The organism is Pseudomonas sp. Irchel 3H7, from assembly GCF_900187605.1.
Classification (GTDB): Bacteria; Pseudomonadota; Gammaproteobacteria; order Pseudomonadales; family Pseudomonadaceae; genus Aquipseudomonas.
In genome coordinates this window covers 333,168-359,365 of the sequence record NZ_FYEA01000001.1, presented here as the reverse complement: position 1 = coordinate 359,365, position 26,198 = coordinate 333,168, and the positions used below count along the sequence as shown (strand labels likewise).

21 protein-coding genes and 1 pseudogene are annotated in these 26,198 nt (G+C 55.9%); 9 read left to right on the top strand and 13 right to left on the bottom strand.

Annotation, left to right across the window (positions count from 1 at the left end; all coding sequences use genetic code 11):
* The first annotated feature begins 322 nt into the window (after positions 1-322).
* The 7 genes from CKW38_RS01645 to CKW38_RS01615 all read left to right on the top strand — a co-directional run bounded on the left by CKW38_RS01645 (position 323) and on the right by CKW38_RS01615 (position 7,685).
* The gene (locus CKW38_RS01645; RefSeq protein WP_095111615.1) at positions 323-2,020 is read left to right on the top strand and encodes a sulfatase-like hydrolase/transferase; all 1,698 of its coding nucleotides are present in this window, start codon (positions 323-325) and stop codon (positions 2,018-2,020) included.
* 199 nt (positions 2,021-2,219) lie between these two features.
* Positions 2,220-2,873 (top strand): ABC transporter ATP-binding protein, encoded by a 654-nt coding sequence (locus tag CKW38_RS01640; RefSeq protein WP_007919484.1) that lies wholly within the window; start codon positions 2,220-2,222, stop codon positions 2,871-2,873.
* Positions 2,870-5,341 carry an FtsX-like permease family protein gene (locus CKW38_RS01635; protein ID WP_095111614.1) on the top strand — a complete coding sequence of 824 codons (2,472 nt, stop codon included), beginning with the start codon at positions 2,870-2,872 and terminating at the stop codon, positions 5,339-5,341. Before CKW38_RS01640 ends, CKW38_RS01635 begins: the two co-directional genes overlap by 4 nt.
* Positions 5,331-6,398: a lipocalin-like domain-containing protein gene (locus CKW38_RS01630; RefSeq protein ID WP_095111613.1), complete on the top strand. Its 1,068-nt coding sequence runs from the start codon at positions 5,331-5,333 to the stop codon at positions 6,396-6,398. The genes CKW38_RS01635 and CKW38_RS01630 overlap by 11 nt, the downstream gene beginning before the upstream one ends.
* Positions 6,399-6,564: 166 nt before the next feature.
* Complete coding sequence (locus CKW38_RS01625) at positions 6,565-6,807, top strand: hypothetical protein (RefSeq protein WP_095111612.1); 243 nt, start codon at positions 6,565-6,567, stop codon at positions 6,805-6,807.
* Between the two features lie 10 nt (positions 6,808-6,817).
* Positions 6,818-7,015, top strand: a complete 198-nt coding sequence (locus CKW38_RS01620) for a hypothetical protein (protein ID WP_007919492.1) — start codon at positions 6,818-6,820, stop codon at positions 7,013-7,015.
* Positions 7,016-7,100: 85 nt separating this feature from the next.
* Positions 7,101-7,685, top strand: a complete 585-nt coding sequence (locus CKW38_RS01615) for a hypothetical protein (RefSeq protein ID WP_042704991.1) — start codon at positions 7,101-7,103, stop codon at positions 7,683-7,685.
* A 341-nt stretch (positions 7,686-8,026) separates the two neighbouring features.
* Here CKW38_RS01615 and CKW38_RS01610 read toward each other — a convergent pair whose 3' ends face one another.
* Entirely contained in the window at positions 8,027-8,830 is an 804-nt protein-coding gene (locus CKW38_RS01610) for a glycosyltransferase family 2 protein (protein WP_095111611.1), read from the bottom strand.
* A 224-nt stretch (positions 8,831-9,054) separates the two neighbouring features.
* On the opposite strand from CKW38_RS01610, the gene CKW38_RS01605 reads away from it, so the two are divergent.
* Complete coding sequence (locus CKW38_RS01605; protein ID WP_095111610.1) at positions 9,055-9,873, top strand: VanW family protein; 819 nt, start codon at positions 9,055-9,057, stop codon at positions 9,871-9,873.
* A gap of 51 nt (positions 9,874-9,924) precedes the next feature.
* Positions 9,925-10,899, top strand: coding sequence for a tetratricopeptide repeat protein (locus CKW38_RS01600; protein WP_095111609.1), 975 nt, complete (start codon positions 9,925-9,927; stop codon positions 10,897-10,899).
* A gap of 72 nt (positions 10,900-10,971) precedes the next feature.
* Here the strand turns inward: CKW38_RS01600 and CKW38_RS01595 are convergent, their stop codons facing one another.
* The 12 genes and pseudogenes from CKW38_RS01595 to glcF all read right to left on the bottom strand — a co-directional run bounded on the left by CKW38_RS01595 (position 10,972) and on the right by glcF (position 26,197).
* Entirely contained in the window at positions 10,972-11,997 is a 1,026-nt protein-coding gene (locus tag CKW38_RS01595; protein ID WP_095111608.1) for a hypothetical protein, read from the bottom strand.
* Positions 11,998-12,136: 139 nt separating this feature from the next.
* Positions 12,137-12,496, bottom strand: a complete 360-nt coding sequence (locus CKW38_RS01590; protein ID WP_095111607.1) for an SMI1/KNR4 family protein — start codon at positions 12,494-12,496, stop codon at positions 12,137-12,139.
* A gap of 102 nt (positions 12,497-12,598) precedes the next feature.
* Complete coding sequence (locus CKW38_RS01585; protein WP_095111606.1) at positions 12,599-12,886, bottom strand: barstar family protein; 288 nt, start codon at positions 12,884-12,886, stop codon at positions 12,599-12,601.
* A 374-nt stretch (positions 12,887-13,260) separates the two neighbouring features.
* Positions 13,261-13,881, bottom strand: a complete 621-nt coding sequence (locus tag CKW38_RS01580) for a hypothetical protein (RefSeq protein ID WP_095111605.1) — start codon at positions 13,879-13,881, stop codon at positions 13,261-13,263.
* Positions 13,882-14,256: 375 nt separating this feature from the next.
* Positions 14,257-14,404, bottom strand: a pseudogene (locus CKW38_RS30570) (RHS repeat-associated core domain-containing protein); the annotation flags it as partial.
* 184 nt (positions 14,405-14,588) lie between these two features.
* Positions 14,589-14,942, bottom strand: coding sequence for a hypothetical protein (locus CKW38_RS29420; RefSeq protein ID WP_141232643.1), 354 nt, complete (start codon positions 14,940-14,942; stop codon positions 14,589-14,591).
* A 10-nt stretch (positions 14,943-14,952) separates the two neighbouring features.
* Complete coding sequence (locus CKW38_RS30305; protein ID WP_095111603.1) at positions 14,953-19,662, bottom strand: RHS repeat-associated core domain-containing protein; 4,710 nt, start codon at positions 19,660-19,662, stop codon at positions 14,953-14,955.
* Entirely contained in the window at positions 19,662-20,399 is a 738-nt protein-coding gene (locus tag CKW38_RS01560; protein ID WP_095111602.1) for a DUF4123 domain-containing protein, read from the bottom strand. The genes CKW38_RS30305 and CKW38_RS01560 overlap by 1 nt, the downstream gene beginning before the upstream one ends.
* Positions 20,389-22,431 (bottom strand): type VI secretion system tip protein TssI/VgrG, encoded by a 2,043-nt coding sequence (gene tssI / locus CKW38_RS01555; protein WP_095111601.1) that lies wholly within the window; start codon positions 22,429-22,431, stop codon positions 20,389-20,391. Before tssI ends, CKW38_RS01560 begins: the two co-directional genes overlap by 11 nt.
* A 131-nt stretch (positions 22,432-22,562) precedes the next feature.
* Positions 22,563-23,078 (bottom strand): Hcp family type VI secretion system effector, encoded by a 516-nt coding sequence (locus CKW38_RS01550; protein WP_007919523.1) that lies wholly within the window; start codon positions 23,076-23,078, stop codon positions 22,563-22,565.
* A gap of 430 nt (positions 23,079-23,508) precedes the next feature.
* Positions 23,509-24,888: a VOC family protein gene (locus CKW38_RS01545; protein WP_095111600.1), complete on the bottom strand. Its 1,380-nt coding sequence runs from the start codon at positions 24,886-24,888 to the stop codon at positions 23,509-23,511.
* A gap of 88 nt (positions 24,889-24,976) precedes the next feature.
* The gene (gene glcF / locus CKW38_RS01540; RefSeq protein WP_095111599.1) at positions 24,977-26,197 is read right to left on the bottom strand and encodes a glycolate oxidase subunit GlcF; all 1,221 of its coding nucleotides are present in this window, start codon (positions 26,195-26,197) and stop codon (positions 24,977-24,979) included.
* Position 26,198: the final 1 nt, after the last annotated feature.

Sequence of the window (26,198 nt, the reverse complement as noted above, 5' to 3'; positions counted from 1 at the left end):
CGTTTGAAAAGCGTGTCAGCAAAATGACATGTTGCATCTGTATAACACTTGAGCATTTTTTGGCGATTGGCCATCAAGTCATTGCTGCGATTGAATTTGTTGCTTTTGTGCAGATTTGTTCAGATTTTAAATAAGCGATAAACGGTCGTAAGCCGCTAATTTAAAGGCTTGTAGCGTCTTGGTTGTGTCAGATTTGAGTCACCGTTTTTTTGACGCTTTCTATAAAAAACAGTCAATTCTTGCGCTTTGATGGCCGGGTGCTAGTGTCAGGTTCTGACTGACAAACCTTTGACTCCCTGCCGTTTGCTCGATCGGTATCGCCATGTTCAGATATGCCAAAGAATTGTTCTTAATTGTTTATTTGTTGATTTATTCCGAATATTACATTGATCGGTTAAATGCTATCGGCTTCAGTTTTTCTGTACTTCTTTTTGGCGCGATGTTTTTGGCGCTTACTTTGGCGTTATATCTAATGGCGTATATAAGGCAGGCTCTCATTCGCCACGTGTTCGCATTGGCAATGTTTGTCTCGGCAGTGTTTTTCGATGTCTATACCCGGGTCACGGCGGATTACCTGACCTACAGCGGTTTCGTCTCATTGGTTTACTCCGGCGGTTTCATCCAGGAAGCGGCGTACCAGTACCGGGACGCGCTCCTGCGTGGCGTGCTCAGTGGTTTGCTGTTGCTGTTCGGCATCGGTCTGAAGCCCCGCCATGGGTTGGCGGTTCCCAACGCTTTGCGTGTGGCGGCGCCACTGTGTGGTGTGCTGCTGCTCAGTGCCGTGCTGTTTTTGCGTGCGGGTGAGGGCGCGCGCGGCTTGCCGATCATGTACACGCCGCTGGCCTACCTCAATCTGTTTGCCTATGAAGCGCTGCACAACACCGTCGGCCCGCGCGAACCAGTGACGCTGGCGCGCACCTCACAAGCCGTCGGGCATGACATCGTGCTGATCATCGACGAAAGCATCTCCGGCAATTACCTCGACATCAACGCGCCGTTCGGTGTGCACAGCAACCTCAAACAGGCGCGTCCCGGCGTCGATGTCTTCAATTACGGCTACGCGGCGTCCATCGCCAATTGCAGCGCCGACACCAACGTGACCCTGCGCTATGGCGGCACCCGCGCCGACTACATGCGCATCAACAGCACGCTGCCGTCGATTTGGCAGTACGCCAAGAAGGCCGGTCTGCGCACCGTGTACATCGACGCCCAGCGCACCGCCGGCAACCTGCAGAACCTGATGACCGAAACCGAGAAGAAGGACATCGACCAGTTCGTGCAATTCGACCAGACCAGCGTGCGCGATCGCGACATGGCGGCGGCAGCGAAGCTGATCGAATTGCTCAACGATGACCAGCCGGAGCTGGTGGTGATCAACAAGGTCGGCGCGCACTTCCCGGTGCATGACAAATACCCGGATGCGTTCATGGCCTACCGCCCGACCTTGCCGCGCGGGCAGTTCACCGAGGTGGCCGATACCGGCGAGCGCAACGGTTTCAATGGTCAGCCTGATGATTGGGTGCTGTACCGCAACGCCTACAAGAACACCGTGTTGTGGAATGTCGGCGAGTTCTTTGCGCGGGTCTTCGCTCAGGGCAATCTGAACAATGCGTTGCTGATCTATACGTCTGATCATGGCCAGGATTTGCATGAGCGCGGTAATCCGGGCTTGAACACTCACTGCGGTGGCGATCCAGTGGAGGAGGAAGGATTGGTGCCGCTGGTGGTGATTCAGGGCAGCGATCTGAAAACGCTGGACTGGTCGGCACAACTGGCGGCGAACAAGGATCGTTCCAGTCACTACAACATTTTCCCGACGCTGTTGCAGTTGATGGGCTATGACCTGACGGGGATCGAAGCTGTTTATGGCAAGCCACTGAGTGTCGCGACGGCGGATGAATTTACCTTCAACTACCGCTTCAATGCGCGGCTGGGGGCCAAGCCTGAGTGGAAGCACATTGATCTGGGCAGCATTGTCACGCCATCGCAGGCGCCGGCGAGTGTCGCGGCCGGTCAGTAGATTTTGGGTTGGCAGGACTGGCCCCATCGCTGGCAAGCCAGCTCCCACAGTGTTTTAGGGTGAATTCAATATTTGTGAACTACCTCATTCCCTGTGGGAGCTGGCTTGCCAGCGATGAGGCCATAGAGTTCACCGCAAGATTCAGCTCTGTCACCGGCATCCGCTATCCTTGCCCCACACTGACCGATCAGGTGGCGGCATGCTTCGTGTTGAAAACGTCTTCAAAAGTTATCTCACCCCGCAAGGCCCATTGCCGGTGCTGCAAGGCGTCGACCTGACGCTGGAATCCGGCAGCAGCCTGGCACTGATGGGCGAATCCGGCAGTGGCAAAAGCACCTTGCTGCACCTGGTGGCCGGCCTCGACAAAGTCGACAGCGGCAGCATTCGCAGCGGCGAGCATCGATTGGAAACGATGAACGAGGCGCAACTGGCGAATTGGCGGCGCAGCGAAATCGGCCTGGTGTTCCAGCAGTTCAACCTGATCGGCAGCCTGCGCGTCGAAGACAATCTCGCTTTTCAGGCGCGCCTTGCCGGGCGTCATGAGCCGCGTTGGCAGGCGCATCTGGTGCAGCGTTTGGGCCTCGGCGATTTGCTCAAGCGTTATCCCGAGCAACTTTCCGGTGGTCAGCAGCAGCGGGTCGCGTTGGGCCGGGCGCTGGCCTCGCAGCCGAAATTGCTGTTGGCCGATGAGCCCACCGGTAGCCTCGACGAAGCCACCAGCGACGAAGTCCTGCGGTTGTTGCTGGAATTGCTCGATGACACGCCAACCACTTTGTTGATGGTCACCCACAGCCCGCGAGTCGCGGCCCGATTGGCGCAGCGAGTGGTGTTGTCCAGTGGACGGCTGACGTGATCGTCTTTGCGCAAACGCTACGCGCGTTGCTCAGCCATTGGCGGCGTCATCCGGTGCAGTTTTTCAGTGTGCTGACCGGGTTGTGGCTGGCGACCAGTCTGTTGACTGGCGTCGAAGCGTTGAACAGTCAGGCGCGCGACAGCTACGCGCGGGCCAGCCAATTGATCGGCGGTGAACCGCAGGCCAGTCTCAGCACACCGAACGGGGCGACTTTTGCGCAGCAATGGTTCGTTGATCTGCGTCGACAGGGCTGGCCGGTGTCACCACTGCTGCAGGGTCGGTTGCTGCTCAAGGGGCATGAAGATCAGCGCCTGCAACTGATGGGCATCGAGCCGGTGTCATTGCCGGCCGATTCCGCAGTGGCCGGGCAGGCGCTGCCGATTGAGCGTGTCGTCGAGTTTTTCACGCCGCCGGGCAGTACCTGGATTTCACCGGAAACCTTGCAAGCGCTGGGTCTGCGCGAAGGCGACACGCCGCAAACGGCTAATGGTCTGCGATTGCCGCCATTGCTCGCGCAAAAGGACATGGCGCCCGGCCTGTTGCTGGTCGACATCGGCGTCGCGCAGACCCTATTGGAACAACCCGGGCAATTGTCGCGGCTGTTGTTGCCCAAGGATTTTCACGCCGAGTTACCCGCCGTGTTCAAGGGGCAGTTGCAGCTCAAAAGCAGCGGCGAGGAAAACAATCTGGCGCGACTGACCGAAAGCTTTCACCTGAATCTCGATGCGCTGGGATTTCTCTCGTTCGTGGTCGGCTTGTTCATTGTCCACGCCGCCATCGGCCTTGCTTTGGAGCAACGGCGCGGCTTGTTGCGTACGCTGCGCGCCTGTGGGGTCAGCGCGCGAATGCTGATTTTTTGCTTGATCGTTGAGCTGGGTGTGCTGGCGCTGATCGGCGGGCTGTTCGGCGTGATCAGCGGTTATTGGTTGGCCAGTGTCTTGCTGCCGGATGTCGCCGCCAGCCTGCGCGGTTTGTATGGCGCCGAAGTGGCGGGGCAGCTGCGCCTCAGTCCGTGGTGGTGGTTCAGCGGCATCGGTTTGAGCCTGCTCGGCGCGTTGCTTGCCGGGGCCAACAGTCTGTTGCGCGCCGCCCGTTTGCCGTTATTGGCCGTGGCGGATCCGCAAGCCTGGCATCAGCAATATGCTCGGTGGTTGCGTCGACAAGGCTGGCTGGCGGCAGGGTTGGTTTTGATTGCGTTGGCGGCGTTGATCTGGGGCGACAGTCTGGCCAGCGGTTTTGTCCTGATGGCCGGATTGCTGATCGGCGCAGCATTGGCGCTACCGGTGTTGCTCAGCGCGCTGTTGAATCAGTTGCTCGGACGCAGTCGCTCGGTGCTCGGTCAGTGGTTTCTTGCCGATTGCCGCCAGCAACTGCCGGCACTGAGTCTGGCGTTGATGGCATTGCTTTTGGCGCTCGCCGCCAATATTGGTGCGGGCAGCATGACCGCCGGTTTTCGCCAGACCTTCAACGACTGGCTCGAACAACGCCTGAGCGCCGAGCTGTATATCAACCCGAGCAATCCGGCGCAGTCGCGGGAAATGTACAGCTGGCTCAAGCAGCAGCCGAATGTTGCGGCGATTCTGCCCAACTGGCAGGTCGCGGTGACGTTGCAAGGCTGGCCGGCGGAAGTGTTCGGCATCATCGATCACGCGCATTATCGCCAGCACTGGCCGCTGCTTGATGCGATGGGCGACGATCCGTGGGCACATCTGGCCACGGATGATGCGGTGATGCTCAGCGAGCAAATCGCCCGGCGCCTGAAATTGCACGTGGGTGAAAATGTGGCGATTCCGACACCCAACGGCACTTGGTCGCCGCGCATCGTTGGCATCTACGCCGACTACGGCAATCCCAAGGGGCATTTGCTGGTCAGTATCCACCACCTGCTGCGCGGCTGGCCGCAACTGACGCCGAACCGTTTCAATCTGCGCATCGAGCCGCAGAGCATCCCGGCGTTGTTGAATAGCTTGCAGGCGCGCTTTCAACTGGAGGACAGCCGCATCGTTGACCAGGCGCGGCTCAAGGGCTGGTCGGTGCAGGTTTTCGAACGCACCTTTGCGGCGACAGCGGCGTTGAACAGTCTGACCCTGGCGGTGGCGGGCGTGGCGCTGTTCATCAGCCTGCTGACCCAGAGTCAAAGTCGCCTCGGCCAACTTGCACCGCTGTGGGCGTTGGGCGTAACGCGGCGGCAATTGATGCTGCTCAATCTCGGCCAGACGTGGCTGCTGGCGGTGCTGACATTGGTGCTGGCGTTGCCGCTGGGGATCGCGCTGGCGTGGTGTCTGGACGCGGTGATCAACGTGCAAGCGTTTGGCTGGCGGCTGCCGTTGCGGGTGTTTCCGTGGCAATTGCTGCAGTTGATGGGATTGGCGTTGTTGGCGACGTTACTGGCGTCGGCATGGCCGCTGTATTCGCTGTATCGCACGCAACCGGCAGATTTGCTGAGGACGTTTGCCCATGAGGATTAACCTCGTTGTGCTGATGGTTTTGTTGCTGCTCGGTGGTTGCGATCAATCGCTGCCGGAGCAGAAAGGCTTCGCCGGGATGGGCGATCAGGCGTTGGCGTTCACGCCGGTGGTGCCGGGGCGAGTGTTCAGTTTTCCGGCGGATCACGCTGCGCATGAGGGGTTTCGCATCGAGTGGTGGTACGTCACCGCCAATCTCAAGGATCAGCAGGGTAACGAATTCGGCGTGCAGTGGACGCTGTTTCGCAGTGCATTGAAACCAGTGGCGGAGCAGGCTGGGTGGGCTGATCAGACGATCTGGCTGGGGCATGCGGCGGTGACTTCGAGCACGGTGCATCACGCCGCCGAACGTTACGCCCGAGGCGGGGTGGGGCAGGCGGGTGTGCAACTGGCGCCGTTCGAGGCGTGGATCGATGATTGGCGGTTTGCCAGTCAGGCGCAGGATCCCCTGAGCGACCTGCAACTCAGCGCTCGCGATAAGGATTTCGCCTATCAACTGCACCTGACTTCCAGCCGCCCGCTGGTGTTGCAGGGCGACAAGGGGTTCAGTCAGAAATCCGAAGAGGGGCAGGCGTCGTATTACTACAGCCAGCCGTTTTTCCAGGCCAGCGGAACGTTGCAGATCGACGGCCAGAGCTACACCGTCAGTGGCCCCGCGTGGCTCGACCGGGAATGGAGCAGCCAACCGCTGACCGCCAATCAAACCGGTTGGGACTGGTTCTCCCTGCACCTGGACAGCGGCGAACACGTGATGCTTTACCGCATGCGCCAGAAGGACGGCGCGCCGTATCTCACCGGCACGTGGATCGCCGCCGATGGCCAGACGCAAACCCTGAATAGCTCGCAGATCCAGCTCAACCCGCAAGACACCGCGAAAGTCGCTGGCCGGGTTATGCCGGTGAAATGGACGATCAGCATCCCCGACAAACACCTCGACATTACCCTCGACGCGCTCAACCCCAACGCCTGGATGAACCTGCGTATCCCGTACTGGGAAGGTCCGGTGCGCATCAGCGGCAGTCATCCCGGCCGGGGCTATCTGGAAATGACCGGGTACTGAAAGGTATCCGCAAATCCCTGTAGGAGCTGCCGAAGGCTGCGATCTGTTGAGGTTGCTTTTAAGACCAACATCAAAAGATCGCAGCCTTCGGCAGCTCCTACAATGGATCGGTTTGAACTCGGCTTACTGTGTTGTCCTCTACAGAGAAACCTGCCGAGGATTAGCCATGAGCGACGACCTGCAACCCCCAGACATGACCACCTGGCAACACCTGTTCGACGACGAAACCTACTGGCAGCAATCCCCCGACGCGCACTATTTTGACTTGCAACGCATCGCCGACGACCTGCTCGGCCAAGGCGCCATCGACCTTGAGCAATGGCAGATCCTGCGTGCCAAGGCCGACGACCTGCACAAGGATTCACCCGCGATCAACGTCGTCCGTGAACTCGACGACCCCGAAGCCTGAGGACAGCCCCATGAAACCCATCACCCAAGGCGAACACCCCGACGAACCCCGGCCACCGGGCGAAACCGAACGCGACAACGACGCCCTGCGCCCCACCGACCCGAAACAGCGTGAAAACACTGGCAAAGGCACGCCCAGCGGCGAGTCCACCGCGCAGGACACCGCCAAACAACAGACCTCCTCGACACAAACCAAAGCCAAGCCCTGAACAGCGTCTATGCTCAGTGGCACGTTCGTCGCCGAAGCCAATTCGGCGCCGGGCGCTGCCATTCATCACAGGGAAAGTAATGCATATGAAGCTCGACGCACTGGCCAAGGCCATCACCCTCGCAACCGTACTGTCCGCCACCAGCTTCGGCGCCCTGGCTGCCGATATTCCGCTGTCCGCCACTGTTGAAGCCGATCAGGTCACCACCAAAGTGATCTCCGTCGATGCCGCCAACCATCAGGTTGTGCTCGAAGGTGCCGAAGGCAAGCCGGTTCATGTTCAGCTCAGCGACAAGGCGAAAAACCTCGCCAATCTCAAGGCCGGCGATCAGGTCAACATCCAGGTACAGCGTTCCGTCGCCGCCTACCTCGATACCGATGTGGATAAAGGTCTGCCTGGGACCACCGAACGTACCGGTGAGCTGCGTAAGGCTCCGGGCAGCGATAACCCCGGCGGCGAAGCGTACCGTCAGGTTCAGGTGCAATTGAAAATCACCAAAATTGATTTGAAGACAAATCAGGTGACCCTGCAAAACCCGGCGGGCGTGTCGAAAGTTCTCGACGTGAAAAAGCCTGAAATCCAAGCCAAACTGAAAGATCTGAAAGAAGGGCAGAGCGTTATTGTCACTTACACCGATATCTTGAAAGTGACCAGTCAACACGAAAGTTGAGTATTAGCTCTACAGAATGATTGTTCTTGTACAGGTTTATGTATGAGAACAATCATATAAAAAAGTCTGTCGGAAGTTTCCCGGTAAATATCGGTGGTACACACTTTTTAACTTTCTGGTACATAAATTTCATGTTTAAGCATGAGGACATATCTGCCAACTTCCATTAAAATCCCTCCCGTTCGCCCAGTGTCAGGGCTCTTTACCGGTGCATGGATTGCCAGGCCATTACACTGGGCGAACACCTCTACGGAGTAGTTGTATACAATTTCTGCAAACAAAAAGGGCGACTTTAAAAGTCGCCCTTTTTGTTTGCGGTGGATTAAACCGAGATTTGCACGTCAGGCTTGCTGCTCTTGAAAGCGCTTCAGCGTGGCCTGATACATTTTTGTCCTGCGGTGATTTTTCCCGTAGGTGCCCGCCGCCGCGACGGTGCCTGCCTGGATGTGATCCAGATAGCTGAAAATCTTGCGCGGTGATAGAAACTTGATGCCATAGCCCAGGCTGCTCATTCGATCTTGCAACGTGTAGCCGGGCACGAGGTCATCCATGCAGAAGTGCAGGCCTTGGGACTTCATCAAGCGCGCATTCCACAATGTGCAGAAACTTTTCAGATGCGTTTCTTTGTACGGCCTTGGCATTTTCGAACGCATACCCAGACGCACTTTCGCTTTACGAACATAGTGCTTGCAGAAACGCGAAGTTAAACGCCAGGTATCACGCACAATCCCGCGATTGAGTTGTTCGACACAACCGACTGCAGCCATGTCCGGCGTTTTCGTGCACTCGCGCATCATCATGGCAAACACTTCCTTGTCATAGACAAAGGTGTCGGTGTGCAACAGAAACAGATAATCGGTGTCGACTTTTTCCAGTGCCAGATCCAGTGCTTTACCGTGCGCAATATGGCCAGCTTCCTTGCCCGGCGAAGGCCGTTCGATCAAGTTGATCCAGTCGAGCGAACGCAAGTAATCGAGACTGGCATCCGCCGAATCGTTATCCACCACCCACACCGGAATGCGTTGCTCCTGGACGTGCTCGCGCAGAAGTTCGAGGCACATTTTAGTGATGTCCGGGGTTTTGTAATTTACCAGGACAAGGCTGAAATTCGACGCTGGCTGGGCTGGTAAATCAAACGCTTTCATGTCGGAAGGACTCATCTGCGATTCAAGGGCAACAAGGTTTCTTGGCCGCGATCGTAGCGATGCAACCTTAGTCGAACCTTAATTTGCGAATGTGACGGTAGAGGTATGCCGAAGAGGGGCGGCTGGTCTTGTGAAATGCATGGGGTGCTGCCGGTCATTACCGGATAAAATGCGCGCCCCTCTCACGGTTCAAGGAAGAAACGGCGCACGCCGTTGTGTCACGGATGAAACCACTTTCCCTCTACCACCCGGCCTTGTATTGGCTGCGCGTGTGGCAAAAAAGACTGTTCCGCCAGATTGCCTGGCACTGTTCCAGCAAACGCTACGCACGCCCCGTCGCCGCAGCCGAACGACTGCCATTTCGCTACCTCAAACACACCTCGAAACTCATCCGCAAACTCGGCGACTCCGACCTCGCCCTGCAACACAACAAAGTCATCAACCTCAAACTCGCCGTCGCCGCCATCGACGGCGTCATCATCGCCCCCGGCGAACACTTCTCCTTCTGCCGCCTCGTCGGCCGCCCGACGTTGAAGCGCGGCTACGTTGAAGGCATGGAACTGTCCTTCGGCGAGGCACGACGCGGGGTAGGCGGTGGCATTTGCCAACTGAGCAACCTGATCCACTGGATGGCCATTCATTCACCGCTGGTGGTGGTCGAGCGCTCCAACCACAGCTTCGACCCGTTTCCGGATGAGGGGCGGGTGCTGCCGTTCGGGTCTGGGGCGGCAATTTTCTATAACTACGTTGATCTGGTGCTACATAACCCGACGGATCGGAGCTTTCAGCTGAAGTTGAACGTGGGCGAGACACAACTTGAAGGGGAGTTGTTGTGTGATCGGGTGAGGGAGTATCGGTATCACGTATTCCAGGAGGCGCATCGGTTTGTGCGGGAGGGCGCGCGGGTGTATCGGGAGAATGAAATCTGGCGAGAAGTGCGGGAGAAGGGGCAGGTTGGGGAGTTGGTCGAGAGGGTGAGGTTGTATCGGAATCGGGTGGTGGTTAAGTACGACGTGGACGAGCGGATGTTCGAAGCGAGCTAGTATTTTCCGCAAGGTTTTCGTTGGATTTTTTAAGCCACAAGGAAGTAACAAATGATCAACCGTTTCAAAACTGTCGGTATGGCGAGCACTGCGCTTTTTTCAATGTTCATCGCCTTTAATACCTGGGCACAAGCGCCGCGTGATTACTACGACGGTATGAAGGCAGGGAAGTGCGCGCCAAATTCTGAGCGGCTGCATGAACAAGCGGTCGCAGGTGATCTTGACGCGCAGACGCAGTTTGGCAAAGCCATTCAAGAGAACCTCTGCGGGGTGGTTGAGCAGTGGTCACCGGGCATGCCGGAAGTGTGGTTTCGCAAAGCTGCAGAGCAAGGTAATGCTGAAGCGCAAGTCGGATTGGCTGAGGAACTTCGTTGGGATCGAAGCGTTGAGGGTGAAGACGCAAGTGTTTACTGGGATTTGAAAGCTGCGGAACAAGGTAACGCCAAAGCCCAGTTCAGTTTGGCGCAGATCTACCATCGCGGTGGCCGATCGATCAAAAATCTCAAGGACATGGACAAAGCATTAGCGTACTACCACCAATCCGCCGAAGGTGGGTATCCCTCAGCCTACATGCTGCTGGCAAGCCTCTATGAGAAGGGTGACGGAGTTACACAGGACGATGTTGTTGCCGCTCAGTGGTATCGCAAACTGGCTGAAACCGGTGACGATTACGGACAGCTGAACCTCGCGGAGATGATTGCCGCAGGACGAGGTGTGGACAAGGATGAAGCTCTGGCATTTTCCTGGTTTGGCAAATCGGCTGCGCTCGGCAATAAGTACGCGCAGTATGAAATGGCGCAAATGCTTGAACAGGGGCGAGGCACCGTAAAAAACCAACATGAAGCAGCCAAGCTTTACCGCAAGTCTGCTGATGCCGATTTTGGCAACGCGCAGTTGGCGCTTGGGAAAATGTACGCACAAGGACGTGGCGGCTTGCCTAAAAGCAAATCCAAGGCCGAGTACTGGATGCTCAAAGCCAACGAACGCCGTGCTCCGGGAGCGGAGGAAGCGTTGGAAAAGCTTTGATTTTCAAAGGAAGGGTATCTTGATTTGAAAGGGGGCGATCATGGGATCGCCCTTTTTTCATTTTTGGATGAATCAGACTTCTTGTCGCCAAGCAGAGAGTGTGATCACTGTGCCTTCGTCTTTTCTATTACTGATTTCAATCTTGTAGGTGCCGCCACCAATATAGCCTTCAACGAGTGCCTTTCTCTGGTTGCCGCTGATTTCGGCATCCTTTGCATGCTGCTGATAGAAGTCGATGACGTCCGCGTACTCTGTAAAAGTCCGGAGAATGACTTCGAACTCATGTTGTGGACGGCCGGCTATTTTGTCCCAATCACCTTCAATCGGCGTGCCCTCCATCCCCGGCGTCGTGAAAACACCGTGGGCGCCAGCACCTATCAGGTGAGCCCGCTGCGGAAGCATCGCCAGCATGGCTTTGGGAAAGTCGGAAGGTAACTGTGCCGCTGTCCACGCTCCCTCTTCCGGTTTGGTTGCAGCGTATTCAACGCTGGCAATTTTCTGCGCGTTGGCTCGGCGTTCCGGGTCATCACTTTCCGCCCATATCGCCATCATCGGAGGTAGTTGTTTACTCCAGCCAATCAAAGATTCGGCATCAGCTTGTTTAGCGCCTTGCGGTTGGAAAATGGTCAGCACGGTTTGCGGGGCATCGTTACAGGTCAAAGCTTCCTCACGCGACTTGACCGTGCAGTGGCCATTGACCAACCCGACAGCGACCAACTGGCCTTTGTCGTTAAGCAACAATGCGCCGCGCTCAAACCCATTGTTGCCATCATCCATGGCAGTAATCATTTTGCTGCCGGCAGGCACACTGTCCGCAAACGTCGACATTTCCGAGTCAAGCGCTTCCAGAACTTGCTGCACAATCATTGTGTTGTCGTTGGTGTAGCTACCGGTTTGATAGCCAAAAAAATCGACCAGTGCAGAGCGCACCGCTGGATCCTGGTTGAGCTTTGGCGCGCGTTCTGCGGCGGGTTCATTTGAAAGTAACAGGGCCGTGGTGCCGTCGGGGCGTTGTTCGGAGCGAAGGGACAGTGCAGTCGCATTAAGGGAGAAGGTGAGGGCGAGGAGGATGGAAAATGGGCGATTCAGGCGTTTCAAGGGTACAGTCCTTTGATTGTTCAGTCCGGGGGAGTAGAGGTTAAACAACGAGATTTCTCAGGGGCTGCATGCGGTTCTCTCGTTTTTTTTAAAGCAAATACCAGGCTTGTCGGGATTAAAGTTTTTAGTCCTCGTTGAGCTACTCGGCATTTTGCACCATGGCTTCTTCTAGCCACTTATCGAAGCTAGCGTAGGTGGCGTGAAGTTCCCAGCCCTCTGACGCATAAGCATGAATTATCAACACATGGGGCTGCCCAGAAAGATCCTCTCCATCAAAACACGCGATATCATCATTCGCGTTGAATTTGGCGAATGGGATCAATGTGCGTTTTGGATAAAGCCGTTTGAGTGTTTTGTACCAGTTGCTGATTGTACCTTCGTTGTATACCAGCAGCCACCAAGGCTCGATGTCTGTTTCTGGTTCAATGGATGCGAATTTTATGAAGCTCGTAGGGTATGGGTAGGCGGGTAGGTCATCGATGTTGAGATGGATTTTCATAAGTGATTAATCAGGGGAAGACCATGTTTAGAGCGCGAAAAAGTTTGGGTAAGACCACCTTCGGAAAAATAAAATTTGGCCTGCTCCCCAGTTACGTCTTTATTATTTCAGTTGGTAATTGAATTTCTCATCCAGTCCAAAGCTTTCAGCTTGAGTTTTCACTCGATCAAGAATGATTAATATTTTTTTGTATGAGTCGCCCATTAGTTTTTCTGAATGCTTTGAGTTTGTCCAGATTAATTCAATTGGGCGCTCTACGTCGGTGCTGAGCAGATCCCAAAGAGCATTAAGGTTGTTTCCGTAGTATTGGTTGACCGAACAAGAAGATGATATCTGTTTATGGAATTCTTCCTCGGTTGAGATGGATGATCCATCAAGCTGAATTATCATATTTATCTGCTTCCACTTTCAGTAGGGGGGGGCGTAATGATCGCTATTGATAAAGCAGTCTGTCATTTGGGCAGTACCCAGGAGGGAACCACGTTTGAAACGCGAAGCCGTGATCTCTTCCCTGCTCTTTCGGTTACCTAGAGTGGATTTTTTATTGAGTGCTATCACTGGTATGAACGCAGTCATGATCATCGATACCCCATAGAAAATAAATCTGTCCCTTTTTTTAGTCTTTTTTTTTATGGAAAAGAAACGTAATGTCCCTGGTCACGTTTACGCGTTAGGGCTTCTATTTTTTAATATTTGTTAGGTGAAGTGAAAAAATCTTTTTGGTTGTTCAGTGTAGATATGGACTGCCCCCACTTACCATTGCTCTATTGTTTGTATACTCGATAACCCGCATCAAAATCGCTAACGGTGTGCATATTGCTGTAGGTTGTGTCGAATATTCCCTGAATTGGAGGTTGGACACGATTTGCTTGTAAAATTAAGAGTTCTACTGAGTTCTGGAGTTCTTCGTATGTTGCTATATAAGTGTGGTTCGAAGGGGTGAACTCGATAGTTACTTTTTTTGGTGAGATTATGGCAAGATTGATCGATAACTGTGGTGTTGAGAATGATCTCCCTCCGACGTCGTAGATTTTATCTTCGTTCGCTGATTTGGGGCCGTAAGACTCGTGCGTCAAGTAACCTTCATCTTGGTTTAATAGGCGTATTAGTTTTTCATGACCCTTCATCTTCTCAAATGTAATGATTGCTTTCTTGAGTATTAGGAAGCCGTCCTCGTCCATGTTGTCTAGGAATTTTGAATTCTGAAGTTTTATTGAAGAGACTACTGGTTCGTCTATTAGGTTAAGAACGACATTAAAAATTTCGAGTTGAAAGCTATTATGAATGTTTTCAGTAGGAGGGATATTTATATAGGATATGACTCCGCCGGCATTGTCGAAATCGATAGCGCCAAAGGATTTTTTAATGTCAATTAAAAAATTCATTTTGCTCTCTCGATTATAACTTGATCAAGTTGTTTTGATTCTGTTTGATTGCCGTCAATGATTTTTTTATGTATTTGTTCGCGAATGCGCTGCCTGTAAGGGTGATTTGTCCATTGTCGGCTAATACCCTTAATATTTCTGGGTTTAAAGGGTCGTAACCGTATGGGTTATCCATATTGATATGACTTTGCGATCCTGATTTTATACCCGATAAATCCGTTGCATTGCCAGCGTGTACGCCTGGAGCTTTAGGGTCAATATCGATATTGTAATAGCCTTCAATCGGGTTCGTACCAGCACCAATATTTAAGGAACCATCAGCATTTTCGGGCTTGTCTAGGTAATTCCCAGTTTTGACAGGTGTGGCAGGTTCGGCCGAATCGCTACCCGGACACTGCTGAAGCCCAAGAGGATCCACCCAACCTGTAGGGTTTGATACGTACAGGTAATTATTCAACCCACCCGCAAGCTTGATCGGATCCGGTGTCAAAAACCGTCCAGTACCCGGATTGTAGTAGCGGTGTCAAGCAGAAAAGGGGACAGATTTATTTTCAGTTTGTAGAAAATAAATCTGTCCCCTTTTTTATATAGATTCAAAAAACTGTCATCTGCTCCGTTTTAAAATAAGGAATCGTGGTCTGTCCCCGTTTTACCTCCCGTTTTACCTCGTTTTATTCCCCGTTTACGATAATTTGAAGTGGGTCGGATTATTTGTATTTATCTTGCAGTTTTTTCAGCGTTGGTTCGATATGCATAGTTTTCGGCAGTTTTTCCGACTGACACCACTCTGTTATGCACTCAATGGCTTCATTGAAAGGTAGGGAAACATGACTCTCCATGAATTCGAATGCAATACCTTCTATTAGGTATTCGGGAATGTTATCTGGGTCAGCATCAGTGCTGATATAAACTCCTGACATTTCAATTCCGAATCCTTGTGATTCGAGAAGGCTTTCCAGCGCTTTTGGAAGAAAGCTGGGGTTGTGCAGCGACGAGGACTCCAAAAGATCTAATAAGCAATTATGGATTGTGTTTTTTTGGCTTGTAGTCAGCGTAGTCATATTCTTGTCATCACTTCATGGAAGGGTGGAAGTTTGTGACGGTTGTTAGCGTCTCGTCCAGATAAATTCGAAATTTTATACCATTATGGTACGCACTATATACCCGCTTTCCACTGGCTTTCGCTTCGCTGTAACCTGAGGCAGCGGCCTCTTTTCCCGCCTCGAACATCTGGTCAGTAGATATTACACTCGGGTCGTAGACTGTTTTCGGATTACCAAACTCCTTAATACCATCAACCTTACCCGTTCTGTCCAGAGAGTCTCGCCCATAGGTAATTTCCGAAAGACCAGGGGTGCTGGGACTTTGCGTCTCTGAAAGGATATGTAATTTATTGTCAGTGGCTGCTTGGAGGAATTCATCTCGGTTATGAGCTCCTTTAACGCCAGACTTGGAGCTATAGCCATCGGCTCTTTCGAGGTGACCTCGAGCATCATTACTGATGGGCACGCCTTTATGCATGGTGACGCCAGGGCAGTTGTTTAGCCCTAAGGGGTCAATCCACCCAGTTGGGTTGGTAACGTATTGGTAGTTGTTCAATCCTCCCACAAGCTTGATCGGATCCGGCGTCAAAAAACGGCCATTGCTCGGATTGTAGTAGCGGTGCCGGTTGTAATGTAACCCTGTCTCCGCATCGAAATACTGACCTTGGAACCGCAACGGGTTATCGATCTCACTGACGTCCAGCGCAGCGAGATTACCGTAGGCTCGGTACTTCGCCGACCACATGATTTCACCGCTGTAGTCGGTTAGCTCCTGCGGTGTGCCGAGGTGGTCGAGTTGGTAATAGAACGGTGTTGCTTTACGTGGGCCTTCGCCATCGAGCATCGCCAATGGGCGGAAGCTGCCCGGTTCGTAGATGTAGCTGCGGTAACGGTTTTCGGCGCTTTCGGCAATCAGGCGTTCGCCTTGCCACAGGAATTCGGTGATGTGGCCGTCGACGGTTTTTTCTATACGTCGACCGAAGGCATCGTACTTGTAGGTTGCAGTGCTGCCACCCGGCAGGCTGACGCCGACGAGGCGGTGCTGACAGTCGTAGCGGTATCCGGTGACCAGTTTCTGACCCGTACCACGCCGTTCGCGGATCAGATTGCCGTAGGCGTCATAGTCATAATGGCGGTCACCTTGCATCAGCAGGCGGTTGCCTTTGACGTTGGCGAGGTTTGCGGTGCCTTCATTGCTTTGGCCCAGCAGGTTGCCCGCCGGGTCATGGGCGAAGCTTTCCGGAGTAGCACCGCGCACGCTGATGAGTCGATCGAGCGGGTCGTAGTGGTAGCTGCGATTGCCTTTGCGGCTGTCATCAATGCCAGCGAGGTTGCCGTTGGCATCGTAATTATAACGACGCTGGAACAGGTTCTTGTCTCGCTGGCCAACAGTGTGGGCTTGCAGGCGGCCTTGTTCGTCGTACTGGTATTGGCTGAGCAGCAAACCTTGCTGACGTTTTTGTTCGCGCCCAGCACTGAACTGGTGAGAGGTCAGGCGCGAGCCATTGAGGTCGATGCTGCTCAGTTGCCCGCCGGGTTGGTGACGGTAATCGAGTTTGCTGCCGTCAGGGAGGCGGCAGTGTTTGAGCTGACCAACGCTATCGTAGTCGTAGCGCAGGGTGCCCCAACCTTGGTGTTCTTCGATGAGGCGGTCTTGCAGGTCGTATTTATAGGCGAGCGGCCAATGACCGTCGTCGACGTTTACGAGGCGACCGAGGGCGTCGTAGCTGTAGTGGATTTCTTCGCCATCGGCCAAGGTTTTCACCAGCAGCCGACCAGCAGCATCGCGCTGATACTCAGTGACCAGTTCGCTGCCATCGTCGCCGAATTCGGTTTTCTTCAGCAGTTGGCCGTTGAGGTCATACTCGTATGCCGTGCGACGACCGTCGAAGCCTGTTTCCTGCTGGATCAGGCCGTTTGCGTAGTAGTCGAGGTGGTATTGCTCGCCGCGCTCGTTTTCGATTTCAGTCAGCAGCAGGCGCGAGTTGTCATAGCGATAGCGCAGTTGACTGCCGTCGGGGTTGATGCGGCGACTGACCAGATGCAGATTTTCGGCATATTCGTACCGGGTGATGCGGCCGAGTTCATCGCGTTCAGCGGTGACATTACCGTAAGCGTTATAGGTAAACGCACGGGTTGCACCGCCCGGTAGCGTGACTTGGGCAAGACGATTGGCTGCGTCCCATTGATATTGGGTGATGGCGCCGGATTCTTCCTGGCGGGTGATCTGCCGACCCAGTGCGTCGTAACGATACTTGCGCTGGCCGCCATCGGGCAGGCGTTCTTCCAGCAACTGGCCGAGTTTGTTCCAGCCGAGTTGATGACGGCTGCCGTCCGGGTGGCGAATCTCCAGCAGACGCCCCTGGCCGTCGTAGCTGTATAGCGTGGCGTTGCCGTCCGGGTCGATTTGTTGGGTGATATCGCCCTGTCGGTTGCGTTGGTACTTCCAACTGGCTTTGCCGCGATGAACATCACTCACGAAGCCGTTGATGTATTCGTACGTTGTGGCTTCGTCTTCCGGCGGGATAACGGCAGTCATCAAGCCGTTGTCGTTGTAGCGGTACTCGGTGACGGCACCCAACGGATCCTTTTCCGCGATCAATTGGCCTTTGTCGTTGTAGGCCTTGAGATGCTCGGCACCGTCCGGGTCGATCTTGCTGATCAGTCGCGCCTGATCATCGTGGGTGTACACCTCTTCGCTGCCGTCGGCGTTGGTGACAGTCACGCTGCCTTTGTCATCCCAGGCGTAGTGCGCTTCCATCTGCGAGAAGTTGGCCCAGTGATGTGTGCAACGAGACAGTTTGCCTTCGTTCTCCCACTCCCAGTAGAAAGCAGCGCCGCCCGCCAGTTGCCGCTCGAGAATGACGTGCTGTTCGTTGTAGCGATAATGTTCGGCTTCACCGGCCGCGTTCTTCGCCTCGATCAGACGATGCTGGGTGTCATAGCAGTAGGTGACCAGCGTCTGCACCGTATTCCAGGCGTCTTCCAGATTGTCCGCGGGCAGGAACTGCTGATAGTCGACCGCGACAATGTGTTTGCGGTCGTAACGTAGAAGCAGGGCGCGACCGGCGCCGTTGTCGAGGCGTTTGATGCGACCGTGGATGTCGCGTGTAACGTGCAGTCGATTGCCATAGCTGTCGCTGATGGCGATCAGGGTGGCGCCTTTGCTGTTAAAGCGGAAGTGGTAGAACGATGGTCGCTTGCCGGCTTGTGCTAGAACTAGTTCCGATGGGTCGTCACCGAGAAAAATGGCAGCACGGGAAAGGCTGTTGGTGATGGCCGGACGTTGCTCGCTTGGAAGTGGGAAAACTGTGGCGCGGTTCTCGTGGTCGGTCCAGATGACTTCGTCACCAACGATCTCGACACGATGCGCGAGTGCGTGGCTCCAGCCATAACCTAGGCCGCAATCGATTTCCACTGCGCTGGTTCGATAGAGGCGTGTCCATTCAAACGGCAGCAGGCCATCGAGTTGACCATCGGTCAGCGTCAACAGTTCTTCACCGGTCACCATCGAAACCGGGCACTTGTCGACGCGCGTGCAGGACACAGGCTCCGCGCTTTTATTAGCGGGAGTCGTGGCTTGCTTCGAGGCATCGTCAGCTATTTTGCCTTCGGCAAGTTTCGCGTTTTTCTTCCCATCAAAACGCAACTCGGAGATTCCGTTTCTCACCTTGGCCGTCACACCCCGCGCCGCAACAGCGGTGTATTTCGCGACGTATTCCATAAAGCCATTGATGATCTTGAACAGCGACTTCACAAAGCCGATGACGGCGTTGAGGACAAGCTCACCGTACTTCTTCAGACGGGCGGCAAGGTAGATAACCCCGGTACCTTCAGCCGCGATGGTCAATACCACACCAATCACGATATCGATGGCGATACCGACGACCATTGCCGTGGTGGTTTTCGCTATGTCGCCCGCCATCTTCATCGGCGGCAAGCCCGCCAGCCAGATCACGGCGCTGCGTACCAACAGGAACAAAGCAGCTTCGTCACTGGCCAGCAACATGGCCTTTTTCATAACGTCCGGCGAGCTTTTGGCAACTTTGATCAGTTCATCCGCACCGGCGCCAAGATCTTTCGCAAATTTGCCCGGGTCCTGCAGGATGTCGAGCACCTGATTGATGCCATCCCACACACCCTTGATGGCCTCCCAGCCACCTTCAAGAATGCCGGTACCAATCGCCATTGCAGTGCCCGAGGTGGAAAGGTTCGACCATTGCGGTTTGAAACCTGCCCACTCCTTACGCAGAAAACCTTCCAGGTCAGCTGTCACGCCGCTGTAGGAGCTGAACAGCGCATCGATCTGCGCTGGTGTCACTTCGTTATGAACGCGAATCTTGTAGAACTTGCCGGGAATACCACCTGTCCAGGCGGCTTTGCCTTGCGCGTCGAGTTTGACCTTGCTGACTGCACCACCTTCCACGGCGACGATTTCGACTTCGATATCGCCTACCGGAATGTCGTAAACCGACTCGAACTTACTTTCGATAAGCAACGGGCCCTTGAGCGGGCACTGAGCCACATTCGAGGTGAAATTGCCGTCAGTCATGCTCACCGCTTTGCTGGTGTCGCCAACCTTGATCACTCGCTCCATACCCAGCAGGGAGGGCAAGTCAGCGGCTCGACTGGCCTTGTCGGCAGCCCTCGCATACCAGGTTTTGGTTTGTTCCTGATACAGCTTCAGACTGTCCTTGAAGGTGTTCAGTTGGTTGTCAACAAAGGCAACGCGATCCATCAGCCTTGCTCCAGAATCAGGTGATTTAACAGTGCTTCTTTAAGGTTTTTCGGTGCGTCCGGACGACGCACGAAACGGCTGATTTTCAGCTTCAGGTTGTTTTCGGGCCAAGCGGTGTAAATGTCCGGACGGTCTTCTTCCAGCCACTGCATCAAGTTGCTGATCAGCGTCGTCGGATTTTCCTTGGTCAAGCCATCCAGTAACGGCTTCGGCACCTCCCACCATGGCCAATCCTTCACCTTCGGCACAACCCGCGTCCCAACATCCAGCGACTGCCCGTTAATCAGATACCGCTCAAACATCGGCATCACTTCCCCAGCCTTCTCCCCCAGCCCCTGCAGAATCGGATAGATATGCCGCCCATCCCAAAACCGGAAAAACACCTCGGTCCCGTCCGGCATCTTCACCTGCGTCAGACTGCGCAGATGCTCGAACACTTCATTCGGCTCGGAACGCGACACCGCCAGCCAGCCCCAATCGAGGGCATCGGTTTCAGCGATCCACGGCAGGAACGCGGAATTGGCTTTGAGTTCGGTGACATACGGCATCACCGGTTGCCAGGTGGAGTAGGGCGTGCCGCCCCAGATCGGTAGGAGCTGGGCGGTGGGTTCGGTCAGGTAGAGATTTTTCAGCGCGTCGGAATCACTCGCCGCACTGATCACCAGATACAAACGCTCGCCAGTCTGCAACGGCTGTTGCGCCAGCCAGTCCTTGGGCGTAATTCGATCAGATGGCACAGGCACCTGCCTTGCATTTTTCGCATTCTTCGCAGAATGGCGCGTTACGTTTGAGGGTGTTGATCTGGGCCGGGGTCAGGACCTGGCCGGCCTTGTCGGCGTCGGCCTGTTTCAGGATTCCGGGCATCAGCGGGGCGGCGCCGGTGCCGCTGCCGGGGCTGCCGCCGGAGTTCATGTTGATCACCGGGCCGCTCAGGGTCACGCCGCCGGCGTCGATCTTGATGAAGCTGCCGCCGCCGATCAGGGTCAGCTCTGCGCCTGCTTCCATTACCACCTTCATGCCGCTGCTGAGGTGGATTTCTTGCCCAGCGTCGATGAACTGGCCGGTGCCGATCTTGATGTGCTGATTGACGCCGACGGTCAGGTGGTCGTTGGCGCGGGTTTCGACTTTGCGGTCGGCGTAGACGGTGTGGTGTTCTTCGGCCTTGAACTCGCTGTAGCTGTTCTTTTCGACGGTGTCGTGGCGTTCGTTGCCGACGCGGATTTTCTGGTCGTGCTCGATGTTTTCGTCCCAGTCGCGCTGGGCGTGCAGGTAGATCTGTTCCTGACCTTTTTTGTCTTCGATGCGCAGTTCGTTGTAGCCGCCACCACCCATCGAACTCAGGGTCTTGAAGGTGCTGCGGGTCTTGTTCGCCGGCAGCTCATACGGGACGGTGTTTTCCTTGTGGTACAGGCAGCCGCTGATCAACGGTTGATCGGGATCGCCTTCAAGGAAGGTGACCAGCACTTCCATGCCAATCCGCGGGATGGCGATGCCGCCGTACTGGGCGCCGGCCCAGGCGCTGGAGACGCGCAGCCAGCAGCTGGTCTTGTCGTCGGCCTGGCCTTCGCGGTCCCAGTGGAATTGCACTTTGACACGGCCGTACTGGTCGCAATGGATCTCTTCGCCTTTCGGGCCCGTGACCACGGCACTTTGGCTGCCGAGGATGCGCGGTTTCGGGTGGCGCAGGGGCGGGCGATTCGGCACGTCCCACGGCGTGGCCTGAAAGCGGTTGCGGTAGCCCTGATGGAAATCGTCTTTCAGCGCAGTGGTGTCGCTGGTTACCGACTCTTCGAGCACTTGCGGCTGCTTGCCTTCGTGGAGGACTTCGGTCAGCAACCAGAGGTCATTCCATTTGGCTTTCGGGTGCGCGGTCAGGGCGAGGAAGTGGCCGCTGACCAGCAACGGTTGATCACTCTTGCCTTCAGCCAACTGGAAGTCGCTGCGATGACGTTCGAGGGCGCGTTTGGCCAGGTGTTTGCCGCGCTCGCGGTCGACGAAGCGGCCCGGGTAGTCGTAATCTTCAAGGTCGGGCAGGGCGTCGCCACGGTTCTCGCTTTCGAGGGTGAGGCGCGGTTTTTCGAAGTCGTAATCGCGGCGGGTGGTGCGGCTGGTGCGGGTTTCCAGGCGCAGGTCGAAACGCTTGATCACCGGGTCGCTGGCGACCATGCCGGAGTCTTGCTGATAGGCCACAGGCTTGAGTTTCGGGAATACCGTCTGGTCATCGCCGAACACCAGTTTGTGCGCCGTCGCCGTGTGCTGGAAGTGGTAGTGAATACCTTCTTCCTCGCACAGGCGCTGGATGAAATGCAGGTCCGATTCATCGTACTGCACGCAGTAGATGCGCTCGGGATAGATCGAACCAGTCTTGAATTCGTAGGCGTTGCTTTGAATGCCGTGCTCTTCGAGGACCATGCCGATGATTTTCGGTACGGTGAGGTTCTGGAAGATGCGTTGGTTGACGCGATGCGCGAGGTAAGACAATTGCGGACGCAGGGTCACTGAATAACGGGTCAGGCGTTTGCCCGAGTCACCTTGCGCGGCGCGGTAGATCTGGCCGTGGATGCCGCTGCCGTCGGGCGACAGTTGCAGGAAGGCCGGTTTGTGCAGCAGGGTTTCGAGGTCCAGCGACGGCTGCTCACTGACCAGCTCCACCTCGAAGACAAAAGGCTGGCTGATGGCTTCCCGACCGGTGAGGGTAAACACCTGGAAATCGGCGGAAAGACCTTCGATGGTCAGGGCAAAGTGGGTTTCATTGGCCGGCGCGAACATCCCTTGTTCCTCGTGCTGTACAGCGGCGTTCGTCGACGACCGCAAAGCGGCTCAACGTACGCGAAATTCTGGAGGGGCGTAAACAACATCGACCAGCAGAGCTGGCCGATGCTTGTAACGATCAGCCGTAATTAAACGACTGGAGCACGCCAGTCATCGGAACCCGAAGTACCGGATACTTCGTGGGTCCAGGTGATTTTACGGTAGGTGAACTGCACTTCTTCCAGGTGGGTGAAGTGCGAGTTGCCTGGATCCTGGCAGTTGTGCATTTTGTTGTTGATGGCGACGATGATCGCGTCTTCCAGTTTGGTGGTGTAGTAGTGCTCTTGGGTGCCTTGAGCAGAAGTACGGAACCACTGGATAACGATTTCGCTCATGCGCTCGCCGGAGGTCAGAGCGGCTTGCAGCAGAGGCGAAGCTTTGTCGTAGACCTTGGTGATCACAACTGGCTTGTGAACGCGCTGACCGGTTGGCTGACCGGATTGTGGGTCACGCGGGATGATCACGTCGTGGCTGAAAGCCTGAACCATAACCTGGTCTTCGTGGCCTTCCTGGTAGGTGTTGCCTACGGAGTCAGCGGTGAAAGCGCCTGCAGTGATCAGGCCTTGTTTTTCGCCGGTAACCGACATGTACGCTGGTGTTGCCATGGGGTGCTCTCCTTGCGGAATAATTTAAGGTGCCCGGGAGGCGAAATCGCCCGGTGGGTGCCTGACTGTTATCAAGGAGCGTGCCAACAATTGTGGCAGCCATACGGGCCGGGGTGTTTGACTGATTTTTCAGGCGCTTGTGCGAAATAAAGCGCTCGCTCAAGGCAAAAGTGCGCAAGAAGTTGCGCAGTACTGCGCAACTTCTTGCGCACTTGGCTGCAGGCCTTGTACGACGGTGCTTTCAGAGGTTTTTTCGGTCGGTTTTGCAAAACAAGTGCGCAACTTCTTGCGCACAATGGCCACACGCCATCATTTGGTCGAGGCGGCTGCTTAAAACTTTTAGATCAAAAGATCGCAGCCTTCGGCAGCTCCTACATTTGGAATGCATTTCCACTGTAGGAGCTGCCGAAGGCTGCGATCTTTTGATTTTTCAACGCGCGAATTGGGTGAGGCATTCCTCGATCGAACGCTGCTGCGTCGCGGCATACAACCCCAACTCATCAATGGTTGCGCGCCCCAGAGCCTGTTCGAAGGCCTGCCGATTGGAGTGCTCGCCATAGTGCGCCTGCGCCGCGTCCCCAAGGTTCGACTGAAAAATCCCCGCCGCACTCACCGGCAGGAAATCTTCGTACACCAACGGTTCCGCTTTCACATAACCATCGCGTAACAAGTCCTCCAGAGACGACTGCCCAAGTCCTCCAGCAGCCAGACCTTTTTCCGTGGCGAAATAGCGAAAGTACGCCAACTCTTGTTCACGCATGCCTTCGACACTGTCAGGAAATTCGCCAAAGTGCTGAGCCATCAGCGCGTTGTAGCGTGCGCCATTGCCCTCGTTGGGGAAGTCGCCGAGTTCATCGCGCGCGGCATTCAGCAAGCGGTCATACAGCGCCCGGCCTTTGGGGGTGAGTGCCGCGCCGCGCTGTTCGATTTCGCCGAAACGCGCGCTGTGACTGCCACGGGTCTGGTTCTGATCGGTGAAGGCGATCGGCTCGTCCAGCGCCTTGAAACTGGTCTGGCGCAAGAGGATCGGGCACTGCCGGCGCGGCGGGCCTTCGATGACGGCTTTTGGGGTGATGCCATGGGCCGGCATCTGTTCCTGCACGCTATCGATGTCCAGCGTGCGCGGCGTCAGGTGGTTGATGTGCGGGCCTTTGAACGCCACCACGTCGGCGATCAAGCGGTGTTGGGCGCTTAAAGTCTGGTATTGCGCGGCAGTAACCGTGGCGCTGTGATGCCAGCGAAAGGTTTCCAGTGCCTGCAGGACGAATGCCTCGGCCTCGCTTTCATTCAGTCCGCCTGCGGTTTCAGCCTGCGCGATCAAGCGTAATGCCTCCGGGGTAAAGATCGAACGCTTGGCCAGCACTGATTCGGCAAAGGCGCGTAGCTGCGGATCTTCAATCAACTCCAGGCGCAACAACGACGTAAACACTCGAAACGGGCTGACTTGCAGCGCGTCCTCATGCACTGCGCGAAAAGCCGTGGAATGCACCGGCACGCCCGCCGGGGTCAGGTCGTAATAACCCACCGGTTGCATGCCCATCACCGCAAACAAGCGGGCGAGGGTGGCCAGTTCGGTGGCGGTGCCGACGCGGATGGCGCCATGGCGCTCCATGTCCAGCCGTTGGATTTCGCCGGTGCTGTCGAGCTGGCGGGCGATGTCCGGCTGACGTGCAAGCACCTCGCGGTTGGTCTGCTCCACCAACTCCATCAGCGCGCCGTACAGCGGCACTTCTTCGCGGTACATGTCGGACATCGCTTTGGAGAAGCGTTGGCGGATCAGGTCGGGGCTGACGAACGGCTGCACGGTCATGAAAAAAATTCCTGCCACGGTCACGGAATGGATGAGGGAAAAGATCGCAGCCTTCTCGCACGCGGGCAAACGAAGAATCCTACGAACTTCATTCTGCCAACGACTGATCCACCAGTTCGATCCAGTGCATCACCCGCGTGCGTCCGGCGCTGGCCAGATGGCTCTGACAGCCGACGTTGGAGGTGACGATCAGCTCAGGGCGGCCGCTCTCCAGCGCGTTGAGGCGGTTGTCGCGCAGTTGTCGGGCCAGCACCGGTTGCGTCAGCGAATAGGTGCCCGCCGAGCCGCAGCACAAATGGCCGTCGGGCACGGCGGTAAGATTGAAACCGAGGCGCGTCAGCACAGCTTCCACCGCGCCGCCCAGTTTCAACGCGTGCTGCAACGTGCACGGGCAATGCACGGCAATCCGCCGTTCAGTGGCGGCGCAGATCTGTTCCAGCGGCTCCTGCGCGAGTACCTGCACCAGATCCAGCGTGCGCTCGCTGATTTCCCGGGCCTTGGCCGCATACAGCGGATCGTCTGCCAGCAAATGCGCGTAATCCTTGATGAATGCGCCGCAACCGCTGGCGGTCTGCACAATTGCTTCTGCACCGTTTTGCAGGTGCGGCCACCAGGCATCGATGTTCTGCCGCGCGCGGTCGAGGCCTTTGGCTTGCGCGTCGAGGTGATAGTCCAACGCGCCGCAACAACCGGTCTCGGCCACCGGGGTGACACTGATGCCCAAGCGATCCAGCACCCGCGCCGTGGCGTCATTGGTATTTGGCGACAACCCCGGTTGTACGCAGCCTTCAAGCAACAACACCCGCCGGGCATGCCGAGGGGCAGGGCGCGAGCCGTTAACCCGCAAGTGCTGCGGCAATTTGCTTTCAAGCAAACGCGGCAACAGCGGCCGAAACGTCGTGCCCACCCGCAACAAGCCTTTGAACAACCCTGAATTCGGCGCCAATGCGCGCAAACCCTCGCGCAACAGACGTTGCGCCGCCGGACGTGGCACCGCGTGATCGACCACCGCGCGGCCAATGTCGAGCAGGTTGTGATAGTCGACGCCGGACGGGCAGGTGGTTTCGCAGTTGCGGCACGACAGGCAGCGGTCCAGATGCAGTTGCGTCTGTGCCGTCGCCGGTGCGCCTTCGAGCACTTGTTTGATCAGGTAGATGCGCCCGCGCGGGCCATCCAGTTCATCACCGAGCAATTGATAGGTCGGACACGTCGCGTTGCAAAAACCGCAGTGCACGCAGGTGCGCAGAATCTTTTCCGCCTCGGCGGCACGGGGCAGTTGTCGCGATTGTTCGCTGAGGGTGGTTTGCATG

What these genes read in the sequence shown, in the direction of transcription:
- CKW38_RS01605 (WP_095111610.1), top strand. Translation starts at nt 9,055, where the DNA reads ATGAAACCACTTTCCCTCTACCACCCGGCCTTGTATTGGCTGCGCGTG.
- CKW38_RS01625 (WP_095111612.1), top strand. Translation starts at nt 6,565, where the DNA reads ATGAGCGACGACCTGCAACCCCCAGACATGACCACCTGGCAACACCTG.
- CKW38_RS01585 (WP_095111606.1), bottom strand. Translation starts at nt 12,886, where the DNA reads ATGATAATTCAGCTTGATGGATCATCCATCTCAACCGAGGAAGAATTC.
- CKW38_RS30305 (WP_095111603.1), bottom strand. Translation starts at nt 19,662, where the DNA reads ATGGATCGCGTTGCCTTTGTTGACAACCAACTGAACACCTTCAAGGAC.
- CKW38_RS01545 (WP_095111600.1), bottom strand. Translation starts at nt 24,888, where the DNA reads ATGACCGTGCAGCCGTTCGTCAGCCCCGACCTGATCCGCCAACGCTTC.
- CKW38_RS01645 (WP_095111615.1), top strand. Translation starts at nt 323, where the DNA reads ATGTTCAGATATGCCAAAGAATTGTTCTTAATTGTTTATTTGTTGATT.
- CKW38_RS01630 (WP_095111613.1), top strand. Translation starts at nt 5,331, where the DNA reads ATGAGGATTAACCTCGTTGTGCTGATGGTTTTGTTGCTGCTCGGTGGT.
- CKW38_RS01640 (WP_007919484.1), top strand. Translation starts at nt 2,220, where the DNA reads ATGCTTCGTGTTGAAAACGTCTTCAAAAGTTATCTCACCCCGCAAGGC.
- CKW38_RS01580 (WP_095111605.1), bottom strand. Translation starts at nt 13,881, where the DNA reads ATGAATTTTTTAATTGACATTAAAAAATCCTTTGGCGCTATCGATTTC.
- tssI (WP_095111601.1), bottom strand. Translation starts at nt 22,431, where the DNA reads ATGTTCGCGCCGGCCAATGAAACCCACTTTGCCCTGACCATCGAAGGT.
- CKW38_RS01620 (WP_007919492.1), top strand. Translation starts at nt 6,818, where the DNA reads ATGAAACCCATCACCCAAGGCGAACACCCCGACGAACCCCGGCCACCG.
- CKW38_RS01610 (WP_095111611.1), bottom strand. Translation starts at nt 8,830, where the DNA reads ATGAAAGCGTTTGATTTACCAGCCCAGCCAGCGTCGAATTTCAGCCTT.
- glcF (WP_095111599.1), bottom strand. Translation starts at nt 26,197, where the DNA reads ATGCAAACCACCCTCAGCGAACAATCGCGACAACTGCCCCGTGCCGCC.
- CKW38_RS01550 (WP_007919523.1), bottom strand. Translation starts at nt 23,078, where the DNA reads ATGGCAACACCAGCGTACATGTCGGTTACCGGCGAAAAACAAGGCCTG.
- CKW38_RS29420 (WP_141232643.1), bottom strand. Translation starts at nt 14,942, where the DNA reads ATGACTACGCTGACTACAAGCCAAAAAAACACAATCCATAATTGCTTA.
- CKW38_RS01590 (WP_095111607.1), bottom strand. Translation starts at nt 12,496, where the DNA reads ATGAAAATCCATCTCAACATCGATGACCTACCCGCCTACCCATACCCT.
- CKW38_RS01600 (WP_095111609.1), top strand. Translation starts at nt 9,925, where the DNA reads ATGATCAACCGTTTCAAAACTGTCGGTATGGCGAGCACTGCGCTTTTT.
- CKW38_RS01615 (WP_042704991.1), top strand. Translation starts at nt 7,101, where the DNA reads ATGAAGCTCGACGCACTGGCCAAGGCCATCACCCTCGCAACCGTACTG.